Origin of the sequence: Pseudorhizobium xiangyangii, assembly GCF_020531965.1 — a bacterium.
GTDB classification, from domain to species: Bacteria; Pseudomonadota; Alphaproteobacteria; order Rhizobiales; family Rhizobiaceae; genus Neorhizobium; species Neorhizobium xiangyangii.
In genome coordinates this window covers 69,254-94,656 of record NZ_JAJAWH010000020.1, presented here as the reverse complement: position 1 = coordinate 94,656, position 25,403 = coordinate 69,254, and the positions used below count along the sequence as shown (strand labels likewise).

Genomic DNA, 25,403 nt, shown 5'->3' with positions numbered 1-25,403 from the left:
TTCCCTTTCCCTTTCCCTTTCCCTTCGTGTCCTTCCCAGGCGTCGCCATGGGTCAACCGCGCCGTGTCGGATGCCCTGACGAATGGCTCGACTTGCATTCTTGCGTCAAAAATGATAATGACTGTCCAGTCAGTCACAAAATTGCGAGAGATGGATGCCACCCGGAACAAGGCGCAAAGTGGAACCCGAGCAGCGGCGTGCGGATATTCTCAAAGCCGCGTTCGTCTGCTTTGCGGAGCGCGGCTTTGCATTGACCCGCATGGAGGATGTCGCGGCCCGCGCCGGCATCGCCAAGGGAACCGTCTATCTGCATTTCCCCGACAAGGAGGCGCTGTTCATTTCGCTCGTCTCCGGCATCGCCTCGCCAATCCTGGGGGAAGTGGGCGCCGTGGTGGAGGCCGACCTCGTCCCGCCCCGCCAGGCTATCGCAATGTTCTACGCCGTGTTTCAGCGCGAGGTTCTGGAAACGGAGCGCCTGCATCTCTTGCGACTGATCATCGCCGAGGGGCCGGCCTTCCCGGCCATCACCGAATTTTATCACCGCGAGGTCATTGCTCACGGCCTTCGCATCCTGCGGACCCTTCTCGAACGGGCGGCCGAGCGTGGTGACTTGAGAAATCCCGAACTGGCCCAGACGCCACAGATCGTCATGGCGCCGGCGCTGATGTCCATCATCTGGAGAACCCTGTTCGAGCAGTACGAACACCTCGATACGGACCGGCTGTTCGCAGACTTCCTCGACACGCTCTTCCTGCCGCCCGATGGAGGCACGAAATAATGAAGCGTTTCCTTGTCATCGCAATAGTGGCGGTGGCCGTCCTTGCCGCCATTCCTTTCCTTCTCGATGACGGCGCGCCCCGTCCATACCAGGGGTGGGTCGAGGCAGACACACTGCTGATCGGCGCCGAAAGCGTCGGCCGCCTCGCCGAAATCCACGTGGAGGAGGGAGCGATCCTGACCGCCGGCCAACCTCTCTTCCAACTGGATACCACGACCGAGCAAGCGGCGGTCGCCGCAGCACGCGCCGCTCTTGCCCGCACCAAAGCGGAGCTCGACCTTGCGCGGGCGGCACAAAAGCGGCCGGAGGAGGTTGACGTCCTGAAGGCCTCGGAACGCGAGGCGATCGCCCGCCTGGAGCTTTCCGTGCAGGAACTGGACCGCACGAGAGCGCTGGTCCGACAGGGCACGGGAACCCGCGCCAGCCTCGATGTGGCGATCGCCACCGAGGCCGCCAACCGTGCGGCACTGGACAGCGTTCGCAGCGAGATCGCGCTTGCTACGCTGCCGGCGCGCGAGGAAAACATAATGCAGGCGGAGGAAGCCACCCACTCGGCCAGGGCGGACCTGAGCGCTGCCGAAGCCGTGCTCCTCAAGCGCTCCGTTGCAGCGCCGGCCGCCGGCACGATCCAGACAATCTACTACCGGACAGGCGAAGTCGTGCCGGTCGGCCGGCCGGTCGTGGCCCTCCTGCCGCCGGAAAATGTCCGCATCCGCTTTTTCGTGCCCGAGACGGAGATTGCCGGCCTGTCACTCAACCAGTCGGTCCGTGTCACCTGCGACGGCTGCGAACCAACCGACGCGCGCATCAGCTTCATCGCCGACGAGGCGGAGTTCACACCGCCGGTCATCTTCAGCAGCGAGGAACGGGCCAAGCTGGTCTACAAGGTGGAGGCGATCCCTGCAAAGCCGGAAACGCTGCGGCCCGGCCTGCCGGTCGACGTGGTGCCGGGAGCACGACCGTAATGGAAACCGTCGCCGTGGAGAACGTCATCGACGTGCAGCACCTGACGAAGAGCTTCGGCGGCCGCAAGGTGGTCGACGACCTCTCCATGTCGGTGAAGAAGGGCCGCATCCACGGCTTCCTCGGACCGAACGGTTCCGGCAAGACCACGACCATCCGCATGCTGTGTGGCCTGCTGACGCCAGACAGCGGCACCGGCACCTGCCTTGGTCTCGACATCCTGACACAGAGCGACCGCATCCGCCGCCGTGTCGGTTACATGACCCAAAAATTCTCGCTCTATCAGGATCTTTCCATCCGCGAGAATCTGGAGTTCGTGGCCCGCGTCTACGGCCTGGCCGATCCGCGCGGGAAGGCCGGCGATGCGATCGAGCGCCTCGGATTGAAGGGCCGCGAGAGACAACTGGCCGGCGAGCTTTCCGGCGGCTGGAAGCAGCGGCTGGCTCTTGGTGCCTGCATCCTGCCGGAACCGGCGCTGCTTCTCCTCGACGAACCGACCGCCGGTGTCGACCCCAAGGCAAGGCGCGACTTCTGGAATGAGATCCATGCGCTGGCCGGCGAAGGTCTGTCGGTGCTCGTTTCGACCCATTACATGGACGAGGCCGAGCGCTGCCACGAGATCGCTTACATCGCCTACGGCAAGCTTCTGGCACAAGGAACCGTGGACGAGGTCATCGCCGGCACCGGCCTCCATACATGGACCGTATCGGGTGCCGGCGCCCATGCGCTGCAGGCCGAGCTGGCGCATGCCGAGGGGGTCGACATGATGGCGCCCTTCGGCACCAGCCTGCATGTGGCCGGCCGCGACGAACAGGCGCTCGACACCGCGATCGCGCCCTTTCGCCAGCGCGCCGACCTGACATGGGAGCGCGGCACGCCGACGCTGGAGGACGCCTTCATCGACCTGATGCGCCGCTCGGAGGATAACTTCCAATGACGATCGGGAATGGCAGCAGCTTCTCCGTGGCGCGCTTCTGGGCGATGACAGTCAAGGAATTCATCCAGATGACCCGCGACCGCGTCACGCTCGCGACGATGATCATGATCCCGGTGATGCAGCTCCTGCTCTTCGGCTTCGCGATCAACACGACGCCGCACAACCTGCCGACGGCCGTCCTGATGCGGGAAAGCAGCGATGTCGGTCGCTCCATTCTCGCGGCACTGGAGAACACAGATTTCTTCGAGATCCGCTCGGTCGTCACCCGCTCCGAGGACATGGATGCGCTGCTGCAATCCGGCGAGGTGCTCTTCGTCGTCGAGATCCCCGAAGGCTTCGAGCGGGCACTACGTCGCGGCGACACGCCTTCCCTGCTGATCGCGGCGGACGCGACCGATCCGGTCGCCTCCGGTTCCGCACTCGGCGCACTTTCCGGCGTCATCCAGTCCGCACTCGCCAACGACCGTCAGATCGAATTTACCGAGCCCAACCCGCCATTGTTCGAGATCGTCCAGCACCGCCGGTACAATCCGGCCGGCCTGTCGACACTCAACATCGTCCCCGGCCTGCTCGGCACCATCCTCACCATGACGCTGCTGATCTTCACCGCGCTTGCCGTCACTCGGGAAGTGGAGCGCGGGACGATGGAAAACCTGCTGTCCATGCCGATCACGCCGCTGGAGATCATGTTCGGCAAGATCGCACCCTACGTCATCATCGGGCTGATACAGGCGCTGATCATCATCGGTGCCGGCCTCTTCGTCTTCGGCGTCCCGGTGCTCGGCGACCCGTTGTCGCTCGTCGTCGTTACGCTGCTCTTCGTCGTCGCCAATCTTTCAATCGGCTACACCTTCTCGACGGTTGCCTCCAATCAGTTGCAGGCGGTGCAGATGGCGATGATGTTCTTCCTGCCGAACATCCTACTCTCGGGCTTCATGTTTCCGTTTGCCGGCATGCCGCACTGGGCGCAATGGATCGGCGAGGCGCTACCCCTCACCCACTATATTCGCGTCGTGCGCGCCATCATGCTGAAGGGGGCAAATATGGGTGACCTGACCCATGACACGCTTGCCCTGTGCTTCCTGACGCTCGTCGCGATGCTGATCGCCGTCCGCCGCTTCCGCCGCACGCTCGACTGAGGTTTGCCAACGGCTTCGACCGGAAGCCGAACTGTGACCCATGGTTACTGAAGCCCGAAGATTGCACCGATGATCAATGTCGTCCCGTTCAGGCGGACCTATTTTGAGACTCGTTCCGCTGATCGCTAAAATGCCAGCATTCGCCTTAAGCGTTCATCCACGACCCATAGCTATTTTAAGCTGAGGTTCAGCTGTATGGACGGGTAGGACGATGGTGGCGTGGCAGTTTTTTTCGCGGCTTCTCAAAGATCGCGCCGGTAATTTCGGCATGATGACGGCAATCCTGCTTCCGGTCATGCTCGGGGCCGGCGGCATCGCGATCGACGTTACCAACATGATGATGTCGAAGACGCAGTTGCAAGATGCCGCCGATGCAGCATCCCTTGCCGCATCCACCGCCATGGCAAATGGCCAGGCCGCCAACGACGAAGAGGCCGAGCTGCTAGCACGGCAGTTCTTCATCGGTCAGGTGGCAAACTATTTTGGTGACGACACCGCAGAGAAGATCGGAAATTCCACCGCCTTCAACGTCACCACCACCATCAACGGTACCAGCAAAAAGTACGATGTCGGTGTGAACTCCACGTACGGTATGGCGCTCACACCGCTGATGGGTGTTCTCGGCTACGAGACCATGAACATTGCCGTGAACAGCGCATCGACGAGCGGAACGGAACAAACACGCGCCGCACTTTCCATGTATCTTGCGTTGGACCGCTCAGGGTCGATGTCTTTCATGACAAACGAAACGAAGTCCGGGACGTGTGACAACTACACCAAGAACTCCTGGTCAAACCCAACCGGCTCCAACAAGCCCTGCTATATTCGCAAGATTGAAGCCCTTCAGGCCGCCTCTCATGCACTTGTCAAGTCCCTGTCGGATGCAGATCCCGAGAAGAACTTGGTTCGCCTGGGCGCAGTCTCTTACAACGATCAAACCCAGACACCGAAGGCAATGGCATGGGGCACCGACCACGTTAAGACATATGTCGATAGCCTGCCCTACAAACCAACCGGTGGGACTGACGCCTCCGGTGCCATGGAGTACGCATACAAGGCGCTCGTTGGCAGCAACAATACGGAGGCGAGTGCTCATACGCTTGAAAAGAACGGCGAATTCCAGCGCTACATCCTCCTTATGACCGACGGCGAAATGACAGGAAATGGTTCATCTTTCAATTCGCCCATAGACCAAAAGGTGCGAGGCTGGTGCGACGATGCAAAGAAGGATGCAATCATCATTTTTTCGGTCGCCTTCATGGCTCCTGACAACGGTAAAAAGCTGCTCAACTATTGTGCCAGCGGCAGTGAGAACTACTTTCAGCCAGATACGATGGCAAAACTCGTCGCGACGTTTGATGCCATCGGCAAAAAGGCGGCCAAGTCCGCCACACGCCTGACCCACTAAAAAAGCGAATTGTCCAGAAACCCACCTGCTTCACCTGCAGGCGGGTTTTTGTTCCTTCCCGGCGCCCAGCCTGCCGCCTGCGGGCAATCATCACCCGCGCCTTTTTTCTGCCGCCTCGATCGATTTATTGCCAGCACCGCCCATCGGTGCATAAAGTGCCCGGAGCAAATCGTGACTGATGGCCCTGCAGGCTCTCCCAACCTGCTCCACCAGAAAGTTGGCAAGCACATGAACGACAGCCTACCCGCCGTTGAACTTCCCCAGCCCACGCCGCGCAGCAATCGACCCGAAATCCTCGCCGAGGAAATCATCGAACGCCTCACCTATCGCATCGGCAAGGATGCAAAGGTTGCAAAGCCGCACGATTGGCTGACAGCCGCCATCCTCGTGGTGCGCGACCGCATCATCGACAAGTGGATGGAATCGACGCGCAGCGTCTATCGCACCGGCGACAAGCGCGTCTACTACCTCTCGCTGGAGTTCCTGATCGGCCGCCTGATGCGCGACGCCGTCTCCAATCTCGGAGTGATGAGCGAACTGCGCGACGCTCTCGCCTCCCTCGGCGTCGACATCGACGTGATTGCCGGCCTCGAGCCCGATGCAGCCCTCGGCAACGGCGGTCTCGGCCGCCTCGCCGCCTGCTTCATGGAGAGCATGGCAACCGTCGATATCCCCGCCTATGGCTATGGCATCCGCTATGTCCACGGCCTCTTCCGCCAGCAGATGGCCGATGGCTGGCAGGTGGAACTGCCGGAAACCTGGCTCGCCCACGGCAACCCCTGGGAATTCGAGCGCCGCGAAAGCTCCTACGAGATCGGCTTCGGCGGATCGGTGGAGACGATAGGCGGCTACGACGAACCCCCGCGCTACGTCTGGAAACCGGCAGAGCGCGTGATCGCCATGGCCTACGACACCCCGGTCGTCGGCTGGCGGGCCCAGCGCGTCAACACGCTGCGCCTCTGGTCGGCTCAACCGATCGACCCTATTCTGCTGGATGCATTCAACGCGGGCGACCACATCGGCGCACTGCGCGAAAGCAACAAGGCCGAATCCCTGACCCGTGTTCTCTATCCCGCGGATGCGACGGCCGCCGGCCAGGAACTGCGCCTGCGGCAGGAATATTTCTTCTCCTCGGCCTCTCTGCAGGACATCCTGCGCCGCCATCTGCAGCAATATCCGGACTTCTCCAACCTGCCGGACAAGGTTGCCATCCAGCTGAACGATACCCACCCGGCGATCTCCATCGGGGAGCTGATGCGCCTTCTGGTGGACATCCACGACATCGGGTTCGATGAAGCCTGGGAGATAACCCGCGGCACGTTTTCCTATACGAACCACACGCTCCTGCCGGAAGCGCTGGAAAGCTGGCCGGTGCCGCTCTTCGAGCGCCTCCTTCCCCGTCACATGCAGCTCGTCTATGCCATCAATGCCAAGATCCTGCTGGAGGCCCGCAAGGAAAAACGGTTCAGCGACACCCAGATCCGCTCGATCTCGCTCATCGACGAGGGCGGCGACCGGCGCGTGCGCATGGGCAACCTCGCCTTTGTCGGCTCCCATTCGATCAACGGCGTCTCGGCGCTGCACACGGACCTGATGAAGGTCACCGTCTTTTCCGACCTCCACACGCTCTATCCAACCCGCATCAACAACAAAACGAACGGCATCACGCCGCGCCGCTGGCTGATGCAGTGCAACCCCGGCCTGACCTCGCTGATAAAGGACGCGATCGGCGACAAGTTCCTGGACGACACCGAGGCGTTGCGTGACCTCGACAAGTTCGCCAACGACAAGAGCTTCCGGGAGAAGTTCGCGCAGGTGAAGCGGACCAACAAGGAGCAACTCGCCAACCTCGTGGGAAGCCGCATGGGCGTGCGCCTCGACCCGTCTGCGATGTTCGACATCCAGATCAAGCGCATTCACGAATACAAGCGGCAACTGCTCAACATCATCGAAGCCGTCGCTCTTTATGACCAGATCCGCTCGCACCCGGAACTCGACTGGGTCCCGCGCGTGAAACTCTTCGCCGGCAAGGCGGCGCCGAGCTACCACAACGCCAAGCTCATCATCAAACTGGCGAACGACGTCGCCCGCGTCATCAACAACGATCCGGCCGTGCGCGGCCTCCTGAAGGTCGTCTTCATTCCGAACTACAACGTCTCGCTCGCCGAGATCATGGTTCCCGCCGCCGACCTGTCGGAGCAGATCTCGACAGCCGGGATGGAAGCGTCGGGCACCGGCAACATGAAGTTCGCGCTGAACGGAGCACTCACCATCGGCACACTCGACGGCGCCAATGTCGAGATGCATGACCATGTCGGCGAGGACAATATCGTCATCTTCGGCCTCAAGGCCGACGAGGTCGCCAAGGTCCGGGCGGAAGGTCACGAGCCGCGTGCCTTCATCGAGAAATCCCGCGAGCTGGCGCAGGCATTGGACGCCATCGCCACCGGCGTCTTCTCGCCGGATGACCGGTCGCGCTTCACCGGGCTGATCGACGGGATCTACAACCACGACTGGTTCATGGTCGCTGCCGACTTCGACGCATACGCATCAGCCCAGCGCACAGTTGACCAAATATGGGCAGACCCTAAATCCTGGTACTCCAAGACGATTCTCAACACCGCCCGAATGGGATGGTTCTCCTCCGATAGAACTATTCGCCAATACGCCTCGGAAATCTGGAGAGCCTGATGACCCAACCGCCTAAGTCTGTCGATGACGGAAGAGCCCCTGGGGAAATTCCGTTGTCGGAGATTGAGGCGATTCTGGAGGCCAGGCATACCAACCCGTTCGCGGTCCTGGGAATCCACCAGCTGCCCACGGGTTTTCACGTCCGCTGCTTCATCCCCGGTGCGGAGGAGGTCGTAGCCTTCGCATTGGACGGCACCCGCCTCGGCGACCTCAAGAAGCGCCACGATGCTGGGTTTTTCGAGGGCACGGTCCAGGCAACCGGACTGCATCCGATGCGCTACCGGGCGCGCCGGGACGACAATGAGTGGGGCGTCACCGATCCCTACACCTTCGGCCCGGTGCTCGGCCCCATGGACGACTACCTGGTCCGCGAAGGCTCGCATTTGCGGCTCTTCGACAAGATGGGCGCGCACCAGATAAGGCATGAAGGCGTCGAAGGCTTCCATTTCGCCGTGTGGGCTCCGAACGCGCGGCGTGTGTCCGTCGTCGGCGACTTCAACAACTGGGATGGCCGGCGCCATGTGATGCGCCTGAGACAAGACACCGGCATCTGGGAAATCTTCGCACCGGACGTGCCCGTCGGCTCGACCTACAAGTTCGAGATCGTCGGCAAAGGTGGCGAACTGCTCCTCAAGGCGGATCCCTACGCCCGTCGCGCCGAAATGCGCCCCGATACCGCTTCTGTCGCAACCCCCGAATTGAAGCAGAAGTGGGAAGACAAGGCGCATCAGGAATTCTGGGAAAAGGCCGACCATCGCCGCCAGCCCATTTCCATTTACGAGGTGCATGCCGGTTCATGGCAGCGCCGGGACGACGGCTCTTTCCTGAGCTGGGACGAGCTGGCCACCAAGCTCATTCCCTATGCCGCCGACATGGGCTTCACCCATATCGAATTCCTGCCCATCACCGAACACCCCTACGATCCCTCCTGGGGATACCAGACCACAGGCCTCTATGCGCCGACCGCGCGCTTCGGCGACCCGGAGGGCTTTGCCCGCTTCGTCAACGGCTGCCACAAGGTCGGCATCGGCGTCATCCTCGACTGGGTTCCGGCGCATTTCCCCACCGACGCGCACGGCCTGCGCCATTTCGATGGCACCGCACTTTACGAACACGAGGACCCACGGCAGGGCTTCCACCCGGACTGGAACACGGCAATCTACAATTTCGGCCGTCTCGAAGTCCTCTCCTACCTCATCAACAACGCCCTCTACTGGTCGGAGAAATTCCATCTCGACGGCCTGCGCGTCGATGCCGTCGCCTCCATGCTCTACCTCGATTATTCCCGCAAGGAAGGCGAGTGGATCCCCAACGAGTATGGCGGACGGGAAAACCTCGAAGCCGTGCGTTTCCTGCAGCAGCTCAACAGTCTCTCCTACGGTAATCATCCCGGCGTGATGACCATTGCCGAGGAATCCACGTCCTGGCCAAAGGTCTCGCACCCCGTCCACGAAGGAGGCCTGGGTTTCGGCTTCAAGTGGAACATGGGCTTCATGAACGACACGCTGAGCTATCTGAAACGCGAGCCGGTGCACCGCCAGCACCACCATAACGAGATCACCTTCGGGCTCGTCTATGCTTTTTCCGAGAACTTCGTCCTGCCGCTCAGCCACGACGAGGTCGTGCACGGCAAGGGCTCGCTGATCGCCAAGATGGCCGGCGACGACTGGCAGAAATTCGCCAACCTGCGCGCCTTCTACGGCTTCATGTGGGGCTATCCCGGCAAGAAGCTGTTGTTCATGGGGCAGGAATTCGCCCAGTGGGCAGAATGGAGCGAGGCAAGGGCGCTCGACTGGAACCTCCTCCAATACAACCAGCACGAGGGCATGCGTCGTCTGGTCAGGGATCTGAACATAAGTTACCGGGCCAAACCTGCGCTCCACGCCCGCGACTGCGAGCCGGAGGGTTTCCAGTGGCTGGTGGCGGATGACAACGAGAATTCGGTCTTTGCCTGGCTGCGCCTCGCACCGGGGGAAAAGCCGGTGGCCGTCATCACCAATTTCACACCCGTCTTCCGGGAAAATCACCGAATCCCCTTGCCAACCGCTGGCCGGTGGCGAGAAATCCTCAACACCGATGCGGAGATCTACGGCGGCAGCGGCAAGGGCAATGGGGGGCGCGTACAGGCAGTCGACGCCGGGGGAACAATAAGCGCGATAATGACATTGCCGCCATTGGCGACAATCATGCTCGAACTGGAACAAGCATAAGAGGGAGGGACAGATGCCAGAGAAGAGATACCAGCCCCTGGCACGTGATGCCATGGCATACGTGCTTGCCGGTGGCCGTGGAAGCCGCCTGAAGGAACTGACAGACCGCCGCGCAAAGCCGGCCGTCTACTTTGGCGGCAAAGCGCGCATCATCGACTTTGCGCTGTCCAATGCGCTGAACTCCGGCATCCGCCGCATCGGCGTCGCCACCCAGTACAAGGCCCATTCGCTGATCCGCCACATGCAGCGCGGCTGGGGCTTCCTGCGCCCGGAACGGAACGAGAGCTTCGACATCCTGCCCGCCTCGCAGCGCGTCTCCGAGACGCAGTGGTATGAGGGCACGGCCGACGCCGTCTACCAGAACATCGACATCATCGAGGCCTACGCGCCCGAATACATGGTCATCCTCGCGGGCGACCACATCTACAAGATGGACTACGAATACATGCTCCAGCAGCATGTGGATTCCGGCGCCGATGTCACGGTGGGCTGCCTCGAAGTGCCGCGCATGGAAGCCACCGGCTTCGGCGTCATGCATGTCGACGAAAAGGACCGCATCATCGATTTCGTCGAGAAGCCGGACGACCCGCCGTGCATTCCCGGCAATCCCGATTTCGCGCTTGCCTCGATGGGCATCTATGTCTTCCATACGAAATTCCTGATCGAGGCATTGCGCCGTGATGCGGACACGCCCGGCTCAAGCCGCGACTTCGGCAAGGACATCATCCCCTGTATCGTTGAGCACGGTAAGGCGGTCGCCCATCGCTTCGCCGATTCCTGCATCCGCTCGGACTTCGAAAAGGAGGCCTACTGGCGCGACGTCGGCACGATCGAGGCCTATTGGCAGGCGAATATCGACCTGACGGCGGTCATGCCCGAACTCGATATCTACGACAAATCCTGGCCAATCTGGACCTATGCGGAAATCAGCCCGCCAGCCAAGTTCGTCCACGACGACGACGACCGCCGAGGCTCCGCCACCTCCTCCGTCGTGTCCGGCGACTGCATTATCTCGGGCTCGACGCTCAACCGCAGCCTGCTGTTCACCGGCGTCCGCGCAAATTCCTATTCGCGGCTGGAGGATGCCGTGGTGCTTCCGAACGTGCGCATCGGCCGGCGTGCCCAGCTTAGCAATGTCGTAATCGATTCCAACGTGACCATCCCGGAAGGGCTTGTGGTCGGAGAGGATCCCGTTCTCGACGCGAAGCGCTTCCGGCGCACCGAAAGCGGCATCTGCCTCATTACGCAGCCCATGATCGACAAGCTGGATATGTGAAGCAATTTATGCAGGTTCTCTCCGTCGCATCCGAAATCTACCCGCTGGTCAAGACCGGCGGGCTTGCAGACGTGGTCGGCGCCTTGCCGCTCGCGCTTGATCGTCATGGCATCCGGACGAAAACGCTCGTTCCGGGTTATCCGGCGATCATGCGCGGCGTGGAAAACGCCGTTCCGCGCCTGACCTTTGCCGATCTCATGGGACACGCCGCAACAGTGCTGGAGGTAGAGTACAAGGGCCTCGCTCTGCTGATCCTGGACTGCCCGGCCCTCTTCGATCGCCCCGGCGGCCCCTATGGCGATGCGACCGGAAAGGACCATATCGACAACTGGCGCCGGTTCGCGGCCCTCTCCAGGGCAGGCGCGGAGATCGCGCTTGGACGCATGGAGGGCTGGCGCCCGGACATCGTCCACGTCCATGACTGGCAGACGGGACTGCTGCCCGCCTATCTCCGCTATTCGGCGGAACCGGTCGTCCCGACCCTGATGACGATCCACAACATCGCCTTCCAGGGACAGTTCGGCGCGGACATCTTTCCCGAACTCGGCCTGCCGCCTCGCGCCTTTGCCATTGACGGCGTCGAATACTATGGCGGCGTGGGCTACCTGAAAGCCGGCCTGCAGTCGGCGACGGCGGTCAGCACCGTCAGCCCGACCTATGCCGACGAGATCCTCACGCCGGAGTTCGGCATGGGCCTCGAAGGCGTGCTTGCCGCCCGCGCTGCCGACCTGCATGGCATCGTCAACGGCATCGATGCGGATGTCTGGGACCCCGATAGCGACCCGCTGATCAAAACGAACTACAGCGCCGGCAACCTGAAGGGGCGGCAGACGAACAAGCGCGCCGTCGCGAAGCGTTTCGGACTGTCCGATGATGACGGGCCGCTGCTGTGCGTCGTTTCCCGCCTCACCTGGCAGAAGGGCATGGACCTTCTGGTGGACGTGACCGACGACATCGTTGCCCAGGGCGGCAGGCTCGCGGTTCTCGGCTCCGGCGATGCGGCTCTGGAAGCCGCCTTTCACGCTGCCGCCGTCCGCCATCCCGGCCGCGTCTCCATTATCACCGGTTACGACGAGCCGCTGTCCCATCTCATGCAGGCGGGTGCCGATGCCATCGTCATCCCCTCCCGCTTCGAGCCCTGCGGGCTGACGCAGCTTTACGGCCTGCGCTACGGCTGCGTGCCCGTGGTGGCACGAACCGGCGGATTGAACGACACGGTAATCGATGCGAGCCCGGCAGCGCTCGCGGCCAAGGCGGCCACCGGCATCTGCTTCAGCCCGACCACCGCCGATGGGCTGCGGCGCGCGCTGCGCCGAACCTTCCGCCTCTTTGCTGACACCAAAGCATGGATGAACATGCAAAAGCAGGGCATGAAGTCCGACGTCTCTTGGGAAAAGAGCGCCGGCCTCTACGCCCAGCTTTATTCAAGTCTTGAAATGAAAGGTCGCTAAGATGATCAGGACCGTTCCGACCGCTCCCTACAAGGACCAGAAGCCGGGCACTTCGGGCCTTCGCAAGAAGGTGCCGGTCTTCGCGCAGGAAAACTATGCGGAGAACTTCATCCAGTCGATCTTCGATTCGCTGGAAGGCTTTCAGGGCCAGACGCTGGTGATCGGCGGCGACGGCCGCTACTACAACCGCGAAGTCATCCAGAAGGCCGTCAAGATGGCGGCGGCAGCCGGCTTCGGCAAGGTGATGGTCGGACAGGGCGGCATTCTCTCGACGCCCGCCGCGTCGAACATCATCCGCAAGTACAAGGCATTCGGCGGCATCATCCTGTCCGCCAGCCACAATCCCGGCGGGCCGACCGAAGATTTCGGCATCAAGTACAATATCGGCAACGGCGGCCCGGCACCGGAAAAGATCACCGAGGCGATCTTCGAGCGGTCCACGGTTATCGACGAGTACAAGATCGTTGATGCCGCCGATATCGACCTCGACGCAATCGGCACGCTCGACGTCGGCGGAATGGCCGTCGAGGTCGTCGATCCCGTCGCCGACTACGCCCAGCTGATGGAAGAGCTGTTCGACTTTGTCGCCATCCGCAGCCTGATCGCCGGTGGCTTCCGCGTCGTCATGGATTCCATGGGCGCCGTCACCGGCCCCTATGCCAAGGACATCATCGAGAAGCGGCTCGGCGCGCCGAACGGTTCGGTCCGCAACTTCATCCCGCTACCGGATTTCGGCGGCCACCACCCGGATCCGAACCTTGTCCACGCCAAGGAACTCTACGACGATGTCATGAGCGCCGACGGCCCCGATTTCGGTGCGGCATCCGATGGCGACGGCGACCGCAACATGGTGGTCGGCAAGGGCATGTTCGTCACCCCTTCCGACAGCCTTGCGATCATCGCCGCCAACGCGACATGCGCTCCGGGCTACGCCAAGGGCATCGCCGGCATTGCCCGCTCCATGCCGACCAGTGCCGCCGCCGACCGCGTGGCGGAGAAGCTCGGCATCGGCATGTACGAAACGCCGACCGGCTGGAAGTTCTTCGGCAACCTGATGGATGCCGGCAAGGTCAGCGTCTGCGGCGAGGAAAGCTTCGGCACCGGTTCCGACCACGTCCGCGAAAAGGACGGCCTCTGGGCAATCCTCTTCTGGCTGAACATCGTCGCGGCCCGCAAGGAAAGCGTCGCGGACATCGTTCGCAAGCATTGGGCCGAATATGGCCGCAACTATTACTCCCGCCATGACTACGAGGAAGTCGATACCGACGCGGCGAACGGCCTGATGACGGCGCTGCGCGAGAAGCTTGGCTCTCTGCCCGGCCAGAGCTTTGGAAACCTCAAGGTCGAAGCCGCCGACGATTTTGCCTATACCGACCCGATCGATGGCTCGGTCAGCACCAGGCAAGGTATTCGCGTGCTTTTCGCCGGCGGCTCCCGCGCTGTCTTCCGCTTGTCCGGCACCGGAACCTCCGGCGCCACGCTCCGTGTTTACGTGGAGCGCTACGAGCCGGACGCGTCGCGCCACGACATCGAGACGCAAGCTGCGCTCGCCGACCTCATTGCCGTGGCCGACCGGATCGCGGAAATCGCCAAGCGCACCGGCCGTCATGCGCCGACGGTGATTACCTGACCTCCATCAACGGAAGGCTGCGGATGTCTTATCCTCTCACTGACCTCCTTGGCATCCGTTCGCCGAGAACCGTGCGATTGGATCAAGACCCCTCCCAACCCTCCCCACAAGGGGGAGAGTTTAACCCGGCGCTTCCGTCCAGGCCCATTGAGGCAGGCAGGCGCCACGGGTCTCTCCCCCCTTCTGGGGGAGGTGGCCGGCAGGCCAGAGGGGGTCTCTTCACAGGTGACCAACCTTGCGGCGACAAAGAGCGAACTGTTTCGAGGAGGCTACATTCTCGAATGAATTCGACCACCCCCAAACTCGGCGTGACACTGACCGCAGACGGCGCCGACTTTGCCGTCTGGTCGGAGAATGCCGAAAAACTGCAGCTCTCCCTCTTCGACCAGCATGGAGAGCGGGAGGTCGAACGGCTTCCGATGCAACGGGGCGACGATCACGTTCACCGCCTCTCGGTTCGGAAGGTGCGTGAAGGCACCCGCTATGGCTACCGCGCTTTTGGCACCCACGCTCCCGATCGCGGCCTGTGGTTCGACCCGTCGAAGCTGCTGCTCGATCCCTATGCCACCGAGATCGACCAGCCATTTACCTACAATTCCAGGCTCGCCCATTTCGGACACGACACCGCCTCGTTGATGCCGAAGGCGATCGTGGCCCGGCACCGCGAGGTAACCGTCGAAAAGCCGCGCTTCCCCACCGGCGGTCTGATCTATGAAATCGCCGTTCGTGCCTTCACCAAGCTGCATCCCGACGTTCCGGAAGACCAGCGCGGCACGGTCGCGGCCCTTGCCCATCCCTCGGTCATCGCTCACCTGAAACGCATCGGCGTGGACGCGGTGGAACTGATGCCGATCACCGCCTGGATCGACGAGCGGCATTTGGCCCCGCTCGGTCTCACCAACAGCTGGGGCTATAATCCGGTCGGCTTCATGGCGCTCGATCCGCGCTTGGTTCCGGGCGGGGTGGCGGAACTGCGCGATACGGTGGCGACGTTGCATCAGGCGGGTATCGGCGTCATCCTCGACCTCGTTTTCAACCATACGGGCGAAAGCGACCGCGCCGGTCCGACGCTTTCGCTCCGCGGGCTCAACAATCTCGCGTGCTTCCGCCACCTGGAGGGGCAACCGGGAACGCTGGTCAACGATACCGGCACCGGCAACACCGTCGCCTGCGACCATCCCTTCATCCGACGCCTCATCGTCGACAGCCTGCGCCATTTCGTGGCTCATGCCGGCATTGACGGCTTCCGCTTCGACCTCGCCCCCATCCTGGGACGTGACCAGCACGGCTTTTCCACGGAAAGCGAAACGCTGCGGGCAATCGTCGAAGACCCCGTACTCTCCGACCGCATCCTGATCGCCGAGCCGTGGGACATCGGTCCCGGCGGCTATCAGGTCGGCAATTTTCCCTCCCCCTTCCTGGAGTGGAACGACCGCGCCCGCGACGACATCCGCCGCTTCTGGCGCGGCGACCGCTGGACGATGGGCGACCTGGCCACGCGGCTTGCGGGCTCCTCCGACATCTTCGCAAGGCACGGCCATCACCACACGCGCAGCGTCAATTTTCTGGCTGCCCACGACGGCCTCACGCTGATGGACGTTGTCTCCTACGAGGAGCGTCACAACCACGCCAACGGCGAGGAAAACCGCGACGGCCACCACGACAACTTCTCCTGGAACAACGGCACGGAAGGCGAGACCGAGGATGCCGCGATCCTCGACGTCCGCCGCACCGATGTCATGGCTCTGCTGTCCACGCTCTTCGCCACCCGCGGCGCGATCATGCTGACCGCCGGCGACGAGGGCGGCCGCAGCCAGCAGGGCAACAACAATGCCTACTGCCAGGACAACGAGATCACCTGGGTCGACTGGGCAGGGCTCGATCAGAACCTCGTCGATCACGCCGCGATGCTGTCTGCGTTGCGCAAGCGGTTCTCCGTCTTTTCCGAATATGGCTTCTTCACCGACGCGGGCGACGACATCGATTGGGTGAACGCCTCAGGCGAGCCGATGGCGCAGGAAGACTGGCAACAGCCCGACGCATTGGGGCTGGCGGTGACCATGAAAACGACGGACCGGCAAAGCGGCGCGCAGGTTCGGCTGGCAATCATCTTCAACCGCAGCCGCAAGCCTATCCCATTCGCCGTACCCGGTAACGGCTGGCGTGCATTGAACGACGACAGCCCATGGAACGGAACTGCACCTCCCCGTTCCGTGACCTTCTGCCTTGAGGATTGACCCCGGTTTCAAACGCCGGCTATCCAAGGCGCATAAACTCTGTAAATTGCCTGAATGGGGGGACTCGAATGAGTGAGGGAAGATGCCGCGCGACATTTCGCTAGCAGACGTGCCCGGCCTGGTCGGAGAGGTCCTCGGTGTATCCGAATGGATCGTCGTCGATCAGTCGATGATCGACAAATTCGCTGACGCCACCCTCGATCATCAGTTCATCCACGTCGACCCCGAGCGAGCAGCCGCGGAAAGCCCGTTCGGCGGAACGATCGCCCATGGCTTCCTGACGCTTGCGCTGCTTTCCGCCATGAACTTCGACTGCCTGCCGAAGATCCGCGAACAGACCATGGGGCTGAATTACGGTTTCGACAAGGTCCGCTTCATGTCACCAGTCAAGTGCGGCACCCGCGTCCGCGGCCATTTCAAGCTGGCGGACTCCCGGTTCCGCGGCGCCGGAATGCTGATGACCACCTATGAAGTGTCGGTCGAAATCGAGAACGAGAAGAAGCCGGCGCTCACCGCCAACTGGATCACCATCGTGCAATTCGATCCCAAGGACCGGCCGGAACACGTCTAGGGCCAATCGGCCGCCATACGCATCAGCATACGCATCCCCCTGTCGTTCCCATTCGATTTGAGAGGTCTGATGTTTCCGCTTTCGCACATGATGAAGTCCTTCATCAGGAAGGGCCGCCTGACGGTGATCGACGCCGAAGGCAATAGCCACATCTTCTCCGGTTCACCCGGTCCGGAAGTGACGATGCGGCTGACGGACAAGCGCCTGTACCGCACGCTGGTGTTCAATCCGGAGCTTGCGGCCGGCGAGGCCTATACCGACGGCACGATGAGCTTCGAGGACGGCTCGACGCTTCGCGACTTCCTGACGCTGTTCTCGGTCAATCGCCTGTCGCTCGGGTCATATCCGCTGCAGAAGGCGCTGCGCGCCATCAAGATGCGCTTCCGCAAGCGCCAGCAGTCGAACCAGAAGGGCGAGGCGCAGCAGAACGTCGCCCACCACTACGATCTCGGCAACGACTTCTACAAGCTCTTCCTCGACGACAACATGCTCTACTCCTGCGCGTATTTCCGCGATCCGGCAGAGACGCTGGAAGAGGCGCAGCGAAACAAGCTGAGGCTGCTTGCGGCGAAACTGTGCCTGAAAGACCGAATGAAGGTGCTGGACATCGGCTCCGGCTGGGGCGATCTGGCGCTCTATCTCGCAGCAATCGAAAACGTCCAGGTAACCGGTGTGACCCTGTCGAAGGAGCAGCAGAAGCTGGCCTCGGAGCGCGCGCAGAAGGCGGGACTGTCCGACCGGGTGAAGTTCGAACTGCGCGACTACCGTGACCTGGACGACAGGTTCGACCGTATCGTTTCGGTCGGCATGTTCGAGCATGTCGGCGTACATCACTACGACGAATTCTTCTCGCACCTGAACCAGATGATGCCGGACGACGGCATCGCCGTGCTTCACTCGATCGGCCACATGAGCCCGCCTGGAATGGCAAGCCCCTGGCTCCGGAAGTACATCTTCCCGGGCGCCTACTCGCCCGCGCTGTCGGAAGTCTTCGAATCGGTCGAGCGCAACAGCCTGTGGGTCATGGACCTGGAATTCCTGCGCATCCACTACGCGACGACGCTGTCGCACTGGGCGGAGCGGTTCGAGAAGAACCGCGACAAGGTGATCGCCCTATATGACGAGCGCTTCGCCCGCATGTGGGAATTCTACCTGATCAGCGCCGAGATGATGTTCCGCACCGGTAGTCAGCTCGTCTTCCACATGCAGATGTCGCGCAAGCGCGATGCCGCCCCCATCCTGCGCGACTACATCGTCGAAAAGCAGCGCGAATATCTGGAGCGGGAGAAAGCGCTGAACGTGGTGGTTTGAGCAGGAGGAGCGTTACCGCCTCGCTCAGGCATTCAGCTCCATCATCACGAAGCCCAGCAACGGAATGAGTGCGGCGCCGATGGCAATCGGTGCCGTCTGCGGTGCCGTCAGGCCCAGCGCCGAGCCGGAGACGCCGGCCCCGACGAGACCGGCAATCGGCATGAAAAGGCTGCGGTCGATGCCGGGTATGAGTGAAGCGACGATCGCCGCCACGGCAGCAGAAGCGGCGATCAGCACACCCTTCCAGATCGGTGCCTTCGTAAACCGGGCGCCGGCGGCCCCTCCGGCAAGTGCCGCAAGAACGGCAATCACCGTCAGCTCGATTTCCCCCATGACACCCTCCCGTGCTTTGATCCCAGTTGTCTGGCTGAACCGCCGGAAGTCAAGCCGCAGAGACGTGGTATGTGCAAGACTATGGTCGAAGAGCCGGGCCTACTGCCCTGCGTCGAGCGCACCTTGCGACAGAAGACCGAACGCATAGTCCGAGAAGGACCGCCATACCTCGACCCGGAAGGCGTCTTCCGCCGTGCGCAACAGGACGATCTCGACCTTGCCGAAAATGGTGCGGGTGCAGGCGCCGACCGGAAAGGCCTTGAGCGACAGGTCCTGCGGGCATCCGACATTGATCGTCGCCACCGCGCCCGGTCCTTCGACCAGGATCGCCGTGTTCCGGTGCGAAACGTCGGTGGCCGAATGCAGCGCGCCGGAATTTGCGGCCGCCGTCGTCAGTCCGCTATTGCCCTCGTCGATCACCAGCCATTCATCAGGCCCAAGCCACAGCGCCGTGCGGCCATTGGCAAAAGCGGACGTCTTCGGCTTCACCGGCAGGTCGACGCCGAGAGCTGCCGAGAGCGCGGAAACATCTTCATTCCGGACACGCAGCGATATGCGGCCCGCAGGCGCTGCCACCTCAAGCCGCACGGCGGCGGAACCACCATGGACGCCGGATAGCGGCAAACTGCGGGTAGCAACGTCAGCCCCAGAATCAACCATGGATGCGGCCTCCTTCCTTGTCGAAGAACACCGTATCGGTCACTTCGACGGCAATGGTGCGGTCCTTCATCGGAATGAAGAGCGTCTGGCCGATCAGCGAACGCCCGCCGGCGACCAGCGCCATGGCGATCGAGCGGCCGCAATTTTCCGACCAGTAGGCCGAGGTGACGTGTCCGAGCATGGTCATCGGCTTGGGCTGGTTCGGATCGGCGACGATCTGCGCGCCCTCCTCCAGCACGTCGCTCGGCCGGTTCGTCACCAGACCGACCAACTGCTTGCGGCCATCCCGCACGAGATCGGGACGCTTCAGGCCGCGAATGCCGACAAAATCCGTCTTCTTCTTGGAGACCGCCCAACCGTAACCGGAATCGTCCGGCGTCACGGTGCCGTCCGTATCCTGGCCGACGATGAGATAGCCCTTTTCGGCGCGCAGAACGTGCATGCTCTCGGTGCCGTAGAGGCAGGCGCCCATCCGCTCGGCCCGCTCCCATATCGCCTGCCAGACCGCTGCGCCGTAGTCTGCCGGCACGTTCACCTCGAAGCCAAGCTCACCGGTGAACGACATGCGGAACAGCCGCGCCGGCACGCCCATCACGGTGCATTCCGCGACGCTCATATGCGGGAAGGCTTCATTGGAGATATCAAGGCCTTCCACGAGCGGCGCAATAATCTCGCGCGCCTTCGGCCCCTGCACGGCAATGACCGCCCACTGTTCGGTGGTCGATGTCAGCCAAACCTTTAGATGCGGAAACTCGGTCTGGAGATAATCCTCCATGTGATTGAGCACGCGCGGCGCACCGCCGGTCGTCGTCGTCACATGGAAGCGGTCCTCAGCCAATCGGCCGACGACGCCGTCGTCGTAGATGAAGCCATCCTCGCGGGTCATGATGCCGTAGCGGCACTTGCCGGGTTTCAGCGTGTCCCAGGCATTGGTGTAGAGGAGGTTGAGGAATTGCGCCGCATCCGGCCCGACGACCTCGATCTTGCCGAGTGTGGAGGCGTCGAACACGCCCGCGACATCGCGAACGGTCCGGCATTCGCGATTGACTGCGGCCACCATGTCCTCGCCGCGCCGGGGGAAATACCAGGCGCGCTTCCAGTTGCCGACATCCTCGAACTCGGCCCCCGCAGCCGCTTCTAGATCGTGCATCGGCGTCTTGCGGGTCGGGTCGAACAGGTCGCCACGCGAATGGCCGACCAGCGTGCCGTAGGTCACCGGCGTATAGGGCGCGCGGAACGTGGTGAGACCCACCTTCGGGATCGGCCGGTCGAGCATTTCAGCCGCGATCGCCAGGCCATGCATGTTGGAGAGCTTGCCCTGGTCCGACGCCATCCCGTTCGTCGTGAACCGCTTGATGTGCTCGATCGAATGCATGCCCTCGCGCACCGCAAGCCGGATGTCCTTGGCGGTCACGTCGTGCTGGAAGTCGACGAAGGCCTTGACGGTCGTATCCGGTCCGGCACCTTCGCCAGCGCCGATCATGCCGCCCGTCCAGTCGAACCTGTTCTCGCCGACAAGCGCCAGCCGCCCGCCGCCCGCCGTGATGGCCTCGTCGATCAGTTCGGCAAGATCGTCGGTGCCCTTGCAGCCGCCGACCGAAACGCAGTCCTGCGCATAGATGTCCGGCAGGAAGCGCTGTTGCGCCTCGTCGTAGCGCAGCTTGCCGCGCGACTGGGAGAACAGGTGCACCGACGGCGTCCAGCCCGCCGAGACGATCAGCGCATCGACCTTGATCTTGCGGATGTCGAAATTGCCGTTGCGTGCCACCGTCATCGAATTGATCCGCAACCGTCCGCCGGTATTGGTGACGGAATGGCCGGTCAGCACGTCTATGCCGAGCAACCGGGCCTCGGCCAGAACCGCCTCGCCTGGCTGTTCCCGGCAATCGACGATCGCCGCGATTGCGACACCGGCGCGCTTCAGGTCGAATGCCGCCTCATAGGCGCTGTCATGCGCGGTATAGACGCCGACCCTGCGGCCAACGGCAACGCCATGGTGGTTGAGGAAGGTTCGCGCGGCGGACGCCAGCATGATGCCCGGCCGATCGTTGTTGGCAAACACCATGTGCCGTTCGATCGAGCCGGTCGCGATGATGACGCGGCCCGCCCGCACCTGCCACAGGCGCTCGCGCGGCACGTCCCGCCCCGGCCGGTCGAGATGGTCCGAAACGCGTTCCGCCAGACCGAGGAAACCGTGGTTGTAGTAGCCGAACACCGTCGTGCGGGTCAGCACCCGCACGTTCGGCATCGCTTTCAGCTTCGCAGCCGCACCCTGCGCCCAGTCGAAGCCATTCTTTCCGTCAATCGTCGTCGTGGCGTCGGAGTGGAGCGCGCCGCCCACTTCGGGCTGCTCGTCGACCAGTATGACCTCTGCCCCGGTGGCGGCCGCGGAAAGCGCTGCCGTCAGTCCCGCAACGCCTGCGCCTGCAATCAGCACGTCGCAATGGGCATAGCGGTTTGCGTAGCGGTCGGGATCCTCTTCCGTCGGCGCCACGCCAAGACCGGCAGCACGGCGGATGATCGGCTCGTAGATCTTCGTCCAGGCCTCCTTCGGCCACATGAAGGTCTTGTAGTAGAAGCCGGCCGCGAAGAAGGGCGACATCAGATTGTTGACCGCGCCGACATCGAAGGCAAGCGACGGCCAGCGGTTCTGCGAGGAGATCTTTGCGCCGTCGAACACTTCCTGCACCGTCGCGCGCACGTTCGGCTGCCGGCGGGCGGCATCGCGGGAAACGTCGAGAAGCGCATTCGGCTCTTCCGGCCCGGCGGAAAGCACGCCGCGCGGGCGGTGATACTTGAACGACCGGCCGATCAGATGCACGCCATGCGCCAGCAGCGCCGAAGCGACCGTGTCGCCTTCCATGGCCGTGTAGCTCTTGCCGTCGAAGGTAAAACGCGACGTGCGTGCCGGCGTCAGCCGACCTGCGCCCTTGATGCGGAATGCGCCGAGGTTGTTTGCGGGGCCGCTCATCGTGCGTCTCCCTCTGTCGCTTCATAGGTCTCGACGGTCTTCTCGCTCGCACCTGTCTCCGGCACCTGCTGCTTGGGAAGCCCAGCCTTGTAGGTCATCAGGAACCTGTCGCTTACCGTATCGCGCGCCGCATTGAAGAAGCGTCCGCAGCCATGGATGTGGCGCCAGCGCTCATAGGTCAGCCCCTTCTCGTTGTTGCGCAGGAAGAAGAACTCGGCGAACTCCTCGTCGGAGATCGCGGCGATGTTTTCCGGGCGCGCAATATGCGCCTCTCCGGCCCAGCGGAATTCGAGCTCCGAGCGATCTTCTTCGCAATAGGGGCAGTGGATCAGAAGCATCTGTCGTCCCTCGAAATCAGTGCGCGACGGCGGCAGCGGCCGCTTCGTCGATCAGGCGGCCGGTGCGGAACCGGTCGAGGTTGAGGCCGGCGGCAAGCCGATGCGGTTCGCCCTTCGCGATCAGATGCGCGAAGAGGTTGGCGGAACCCGGCGTCGCCTTGAAGCCACCCGTCCCCCAGCCGCAATTGACGAACAGGCCGGGCACCGGCGTGACGCCCTGGATCGGGGAACGGTCCGGCGTGTTGTCAGTGATGCCGCCCCATTGGCGCATCATCTTCACTCGCCTGAACATCGGGAAGAGTTCGCAGATGGCGTCGAGCGTGTGGGTGATGATCTGCAGACCGCCAGTCTGCGAATAGGAATTATACTGGTCCGTGCCGGCACCGATCACCAGCTCGCCCTTGTCCGACTGGGAAATATAGGCGTGCACGGTGTTCGACATCACGACGCAGGGGAAGATCGGCTTAAGCGGCTCGGACACCAGCGCCTGCAGCGGGTTGGAATGCAGCGGCACGCGGACCCCGGCCATTTCCATGACGACGGAGGAATGGCCGGCAGCCGACACGCCGACCTTCTTGGCGCCGATGAAGCCGCGGCTGGTTTCGACGCCCTGCACCTCGCCGCCCGGCCCGCGGCGGATGCCGGTCACTTCGCAGTTCTGGATGATATGAACGCCGCGATCCGATGCCGCACGCGCATAGCCCCAGGCCACCGCATCATGGCGGGCCGTGCCGCCACGGCGCTGCAGGGCGGCGCCGTTGATCGGGTAGCGCGCAGTCTTCGCGATATCGAGAACCGGCACGAAGGCCTTCGCCTGTTCGGGCGTCAGCCATTCGTTGTCGATACCGTAGAGCCGGTTGGCGTTGATGTGCCGCTTGAACGACTGCTGGTCATGCACATTGTGCGACAGCATCATCACGCCGCGCGGCGAATACATGGTGTTGTAGTTGAGATCCTGGCTCAGGCCTTCCCACAGCTTCAGGGAATGCTCGTAGATGTCCATGCTCTCTTCGTAGAGATAGTTGGAGCGGATGATCGTGGTATTGCGGCCGGTATTGCCACCGCCGAGCCAGCCCTTCTCGATCACCGCGACATTGGTGATGCCGTGCTCCTTGGCAAGATAGTAGGCCGCTCCCAGGCCGTGTCCGCCGCCGCCAACGATGATCACGTCGTAGGAGCTGCGCGGCTCCGGCGATGTCCACTGGGCCTCCCAGCCCTTGTGACCTCGCAACGCTTCTCGAGCCACGGCAAAGACCGAATATTTCCGCATGTCGTCGTCAACTCCCGGAGGGCCTGTAGACGGGTTTGTTAGAGCCATACCCATCGCAAATCAACATGCACCGCAATGGCTATTTTGCGACGCTTCAAGGGAATGTTTCGACACGGGCCGAAACGCAGCCGCAAAGCGGCCGGCGAGCCTTCGCAGCCGTCAGGCCCGCAGAAGGACCTTGCCCTTGCGGCCCGGCTCGGCTGCGGCAGCCGCAGCGCGGGCCGCGTCCGAAAGCGCGAAGACCTCCGAAACCGTGAGCTTTACCTCTCCGGAGGCAACCCGCTGGATGATCTCGGCAATCAGGCTGCGCAGCCTCTCCGGCGCCAGCGTCGGTGCAATCCGGGCAAGCCAGAAGCCCTTCACGACGGCCTGCTTGAAGATCAGATCGCTGGCGGACAATTCCAGCGGCCGTCCCGACATCAGGCCGAAGGAGACAAGCAGCCCTCCCTCTCCGAGAAGCGACAGGAGGTCGCCGGCCGCACTGCCACCCACGCCATCGACCGCCGCCTGGATCGAGGCACCGTTCGTCAGCGCCTTCACCTCGTCCCGCCAACTTTGCCGGCTGGTGGACACGACGTTTCCGATACCGAACCCGTTGAGCTCGGCGACGGCTTCATCCCTGCGGACGAGGTTGACGACATTAATGCCGTGCGGCTTCGCAAACATCGCCAGCGTCCTGCCGACCGCACCGTTGGCGGCATTCTGGACGACCCATCCGCCCCGCTCGACGCCGATGAAGTCCAGAAGCACGAGCGCACTCAGCGGCATCGAGATAAGCTGTGCCGCCGCTTCGTCGGTGATCGAATCGGGAAGAGGAACAGCCGAGGCGGCAGACGCAATGTAGAATTCCGACCACGTTCCCTTGCCGGACGCGGCGACCCGCTGCCCGACCTTCAGATGCGTGACGCCTTCGCCCAGCGCATCGACAATGCCGGTCGCTTCCGTGCCGCCGACAGCCGGCAGCTCCGGCTTGTATCCGTATTGTCCGCTGACGGTCAGCAGGTCGTGATTGTGGATCGCGGACATCACCATCCTCACGCGGATCTCGCCCGCTCCAGGCTCCGGCACCGACATGTCCCGGACGGCCAGCACCGTGGATGGATCACCAAATTCGGAATGGACGACACTGCGCATGAGAACCTCCCTTCGGCGCGGTTCCAGGACCTGGCCCGCTAACATTGCTATCGATATAGGCACGATCGGAAGGCTTGGAAGGCATGAGCGCAATC

The 25,403-nt window shown here is 62.8% G+C and carries 19 protein-coding genes; 13 read left to right on the top strand and 6 right to left on the bottom strand.

Features of this window, described 5'->3' with window-relative positions; genetic code table 11:
• Window positions 1–154: 154 nt before the first annotated feature.
• From LH464_RS17915 to LH464_RS17855, 13 genes are all read left to right on the top strand, one after another.
• Window positions 155–778 carry a TetR/AcrR family transcriptional regulator gene (locus tag LH464_RS17915; RefSeq protein ID WP_226787765.1) on the top strand — a complete coding sequence of 208 codons (624 nt, stop codon included), beginning with the start codon at window positions 155–157 and terminating at the stop codon, window positions 776–778.
• The gene (locus LH464_RS17910) at window positions 778–1,743 is read left to right on the top strand and encodes an HlyD family secretion protein (RefSeq protein WP_226787764.1); all 966 of its coding nucleotides are present in this window, start codon (window positions 778–780) and stop codon (window positions 1,741–1,743) included. Before LH464_RS17915 ends, LH464_RS17910 begins: the two co-directional genes overlap by 1 nt.
• The gene (locus LH464_RS17905; protein ID WP_226787763.1) at window positions 1,743–2,678 is read left to right on the top strand and encodes an ABC transporter ATP-binding protein; all 936 of its coding nucleotides are present in this window, start codon (window positions 1,743–1,745) and stop codon (window positions 2,676–2,678) included. The genes LH464_RS17910 and LH464_RS17905 overlap by 1 nt, the downstream gene beginning before the upstream one ends.
• A complete protein-coding gene (locus tag LH464_RS17900) occupies window positions 2,675–3,817 on the top strand; it encodes an ABC transporter permease (protein WP_226787762.1) in 1,143 nt (380 codons plus the stop codon). Before LH464_RS17905 ends, LH464_RS17900 begins: the two co-directional genes overlap by 4 nt.
• A 211-nt stretch (window positions 3,818–4,028) precedes the next feature.
• Complete coding sequence (locus LH464_RS17895) at window positions 4,029–5,225, top strand: TadE/TadG family type IV pilus assembly protein (RefSeq protein WP_226787761.1); 1,197 nt, start codon at window positions 4,029–4,031, stop codon at window positions 5,223–5,225.
• Window positions 5,226–5,453: 228 nt separating this feature from the next.
• Complete coding sequence (locus tag LH464_RS17890; protein ID WP_226787773.1) at window positions 5,454–7,916, top strand: glycogen/starch/alpha-glucan phosphorylase; 2,463 nt, start codon at window positions 5,454–5,456, stop codon at window positions 7,914–7,916.
• Window positions 7,916–10,126 carry a 1,4-alpha-glucan branching protein GlgB gene (gene glgB, locus LH464_RS17885; RefSeq protein ID WP_226787760.1) on the top strand — a complete coding sequence of 737 codons (2,211 nt, stop codon included), beginning with the start codon at window positions 7,916–7,918 and terminating at the stop codon, window positions 10,124–10,126. The genes LH464_RS17890 and glgB overlap by 1 nt, the downstream gene beginning before the upstream one ends.
• A gap of 13 nt (window positions 10,127–10,139) precedes the next feature.
• Entirely contained in the window at window positions 10,140–11,402 is a 1,263-nt protein-coding gene (gene glgC, locus LH464_RS17880; RefSeq protein WP_226787759.1) for a glucose-1-phosphate adenylyltransferase, read from the top strand.
• Between the two features lie 8 nt (window positions 11,403–11,410).
• Window positions 11,411–12,853, top strand: a complete 1,443-nt coding sequence (gene glgA / locus LH464_RS17875) for a glycogen synthase GlgA (protein ID WP_226787758.1) — start codon at window positions 11,411–11,413, stop codon at window positions 12,851–12,853.
• 1 nt (window position 12,854) lies between these two features.
• Window positions 12,855–14,483, top strand: a complete 1,629-nt coding sequence (locus LH464_RS17870; RefSeq protein WP_226787757.1) for an alpha-D-glucose phosphate-specific phosphoglucomutase — start codon at window positions 12,855–12,857, stop codon at window positions 14,481–14,483.
• 281 nt (window positions 14,484–14,764) lie between these two features.
• Window positions 14,765–16,720 (top strand): glycogen debranching protein GlgX, encoded by a 1,956-nt coding sequence (glgX, locus tag LH464_RS17865; RefSeq protein WP_226787756.1) that lies wholly within the window; start codon window positions 14,765–14,767, stop codon window positions 16,718–16,720.
• Window positions 16,721–16,802: 82 nt separating this feature from the next.
• Complete coding sequence (locus LH464_RS17860) at window positions 16,803–17,291, top strand: MaoC family dehydratase (RefSeq protein ID WP_226787755.1); 489 nt, start codon at window positions 16,803–16,805, stop codon at window positions 17,289–17,291.
• Window positions 17,292–17,360: 69 nt separating this feature from the next.
• A complete protein-coding gene (locus LH464_RS17855; RefSeq protein ID WP_226787754.1) occupies window positions 17,361–18,602 on the top strand; it encodes an SAM-dependent methyltransferase in 1,242 nt (413 codons plus the stop codon).
• 24 nt (window positions 18,603–18,626) lie between these two features.
• On the opposite strand, the gene LH464_RS17850 is transcribed toward LH464_RS17855, so the two are convergent.
• From LH464_RS17850 to LH464_RS17825, 6 genes are all read right to left on the bottom strand, one after another.
• Window positions 18,627–18,935, bottom strand: a complete 309-nt coding sequence (locus tag LH464_RS17850) for a hypothetical protein (protein WP_226787753.1) — start codon at window positions 18,933–18,935, stop codon at window positions 18,627–18,629.
• Window positions 18,936–19,034: 99 nt separating this feature from the next.
• On the bottom strand, window positions 19,035–19,595 hold the full coding sequence (locus LH464_RS17845) for a sarcosine oxidase subunit gamma (protein WP_226787752.1): 561 nt from the start codon (window positions 19,593–19,595) through the stop codon (window positions 19,035–19,037).
• A complete protein-coding gene (locus LH464_RS17840; protein WP_226787751.1) occupies window positions 19,588–22,566 on the bottom strand; it encodes a sarcosine oxidase subunit alpha in 2,979 nt (992 codons plus the stop codon). The genes LH464_RS17845 and LH464_RS17840 overlap by 8 nt, the downstream gene beginning before the upstream one ends.
• Window positions 22,563–22,904, bottom strand: a complete 342-nt coding sequence (locus tag LH464_RS17835; RefSeq protein WP_226787750.1) for a sarcosine oxidase subunit delta — start codon at window positions 22,902–22,904, stop codon at window positions 22,563–22,565. The genes LH464_RS17840 and LH464_RS17835 overlap by 4 nt, the downstream gene beginning before the upstream one ends.
• Window positions 22,905–22,920: 16 nt before the next feature.
• Window positions 22,921–24,174 carry a sarcosine oxidase subunit beta family protein gene (locus LH464_RS17830; protein ID WP_226787749.1) on the bottom strand — a complete coding sequence of 418 codons (1,254 nt, stop codon included), beginning with the start codon at window positions 24,172–24,174 and terminating at the stop codon, window positions 22,921–22,923.
• A 159-nt stretch (window positions 24,175–24,333) separates the two neighbouring features.
• Window positions 24,334–25,308 carry a zinc-binding dehydrogenase gene (locus tag LH464_RS17825; RefSeq protein WP_226787748.1) on the bottom strand — a complete coding sequence of 325 codons (975 nt, stop codon included), beginning with the start codon at window positions 25,306–25,308 and terminating at the stop codon, window positions 24,334–24,336.
• Window positions 25,309–25,403: the final 95 nt, after the last annotated feature.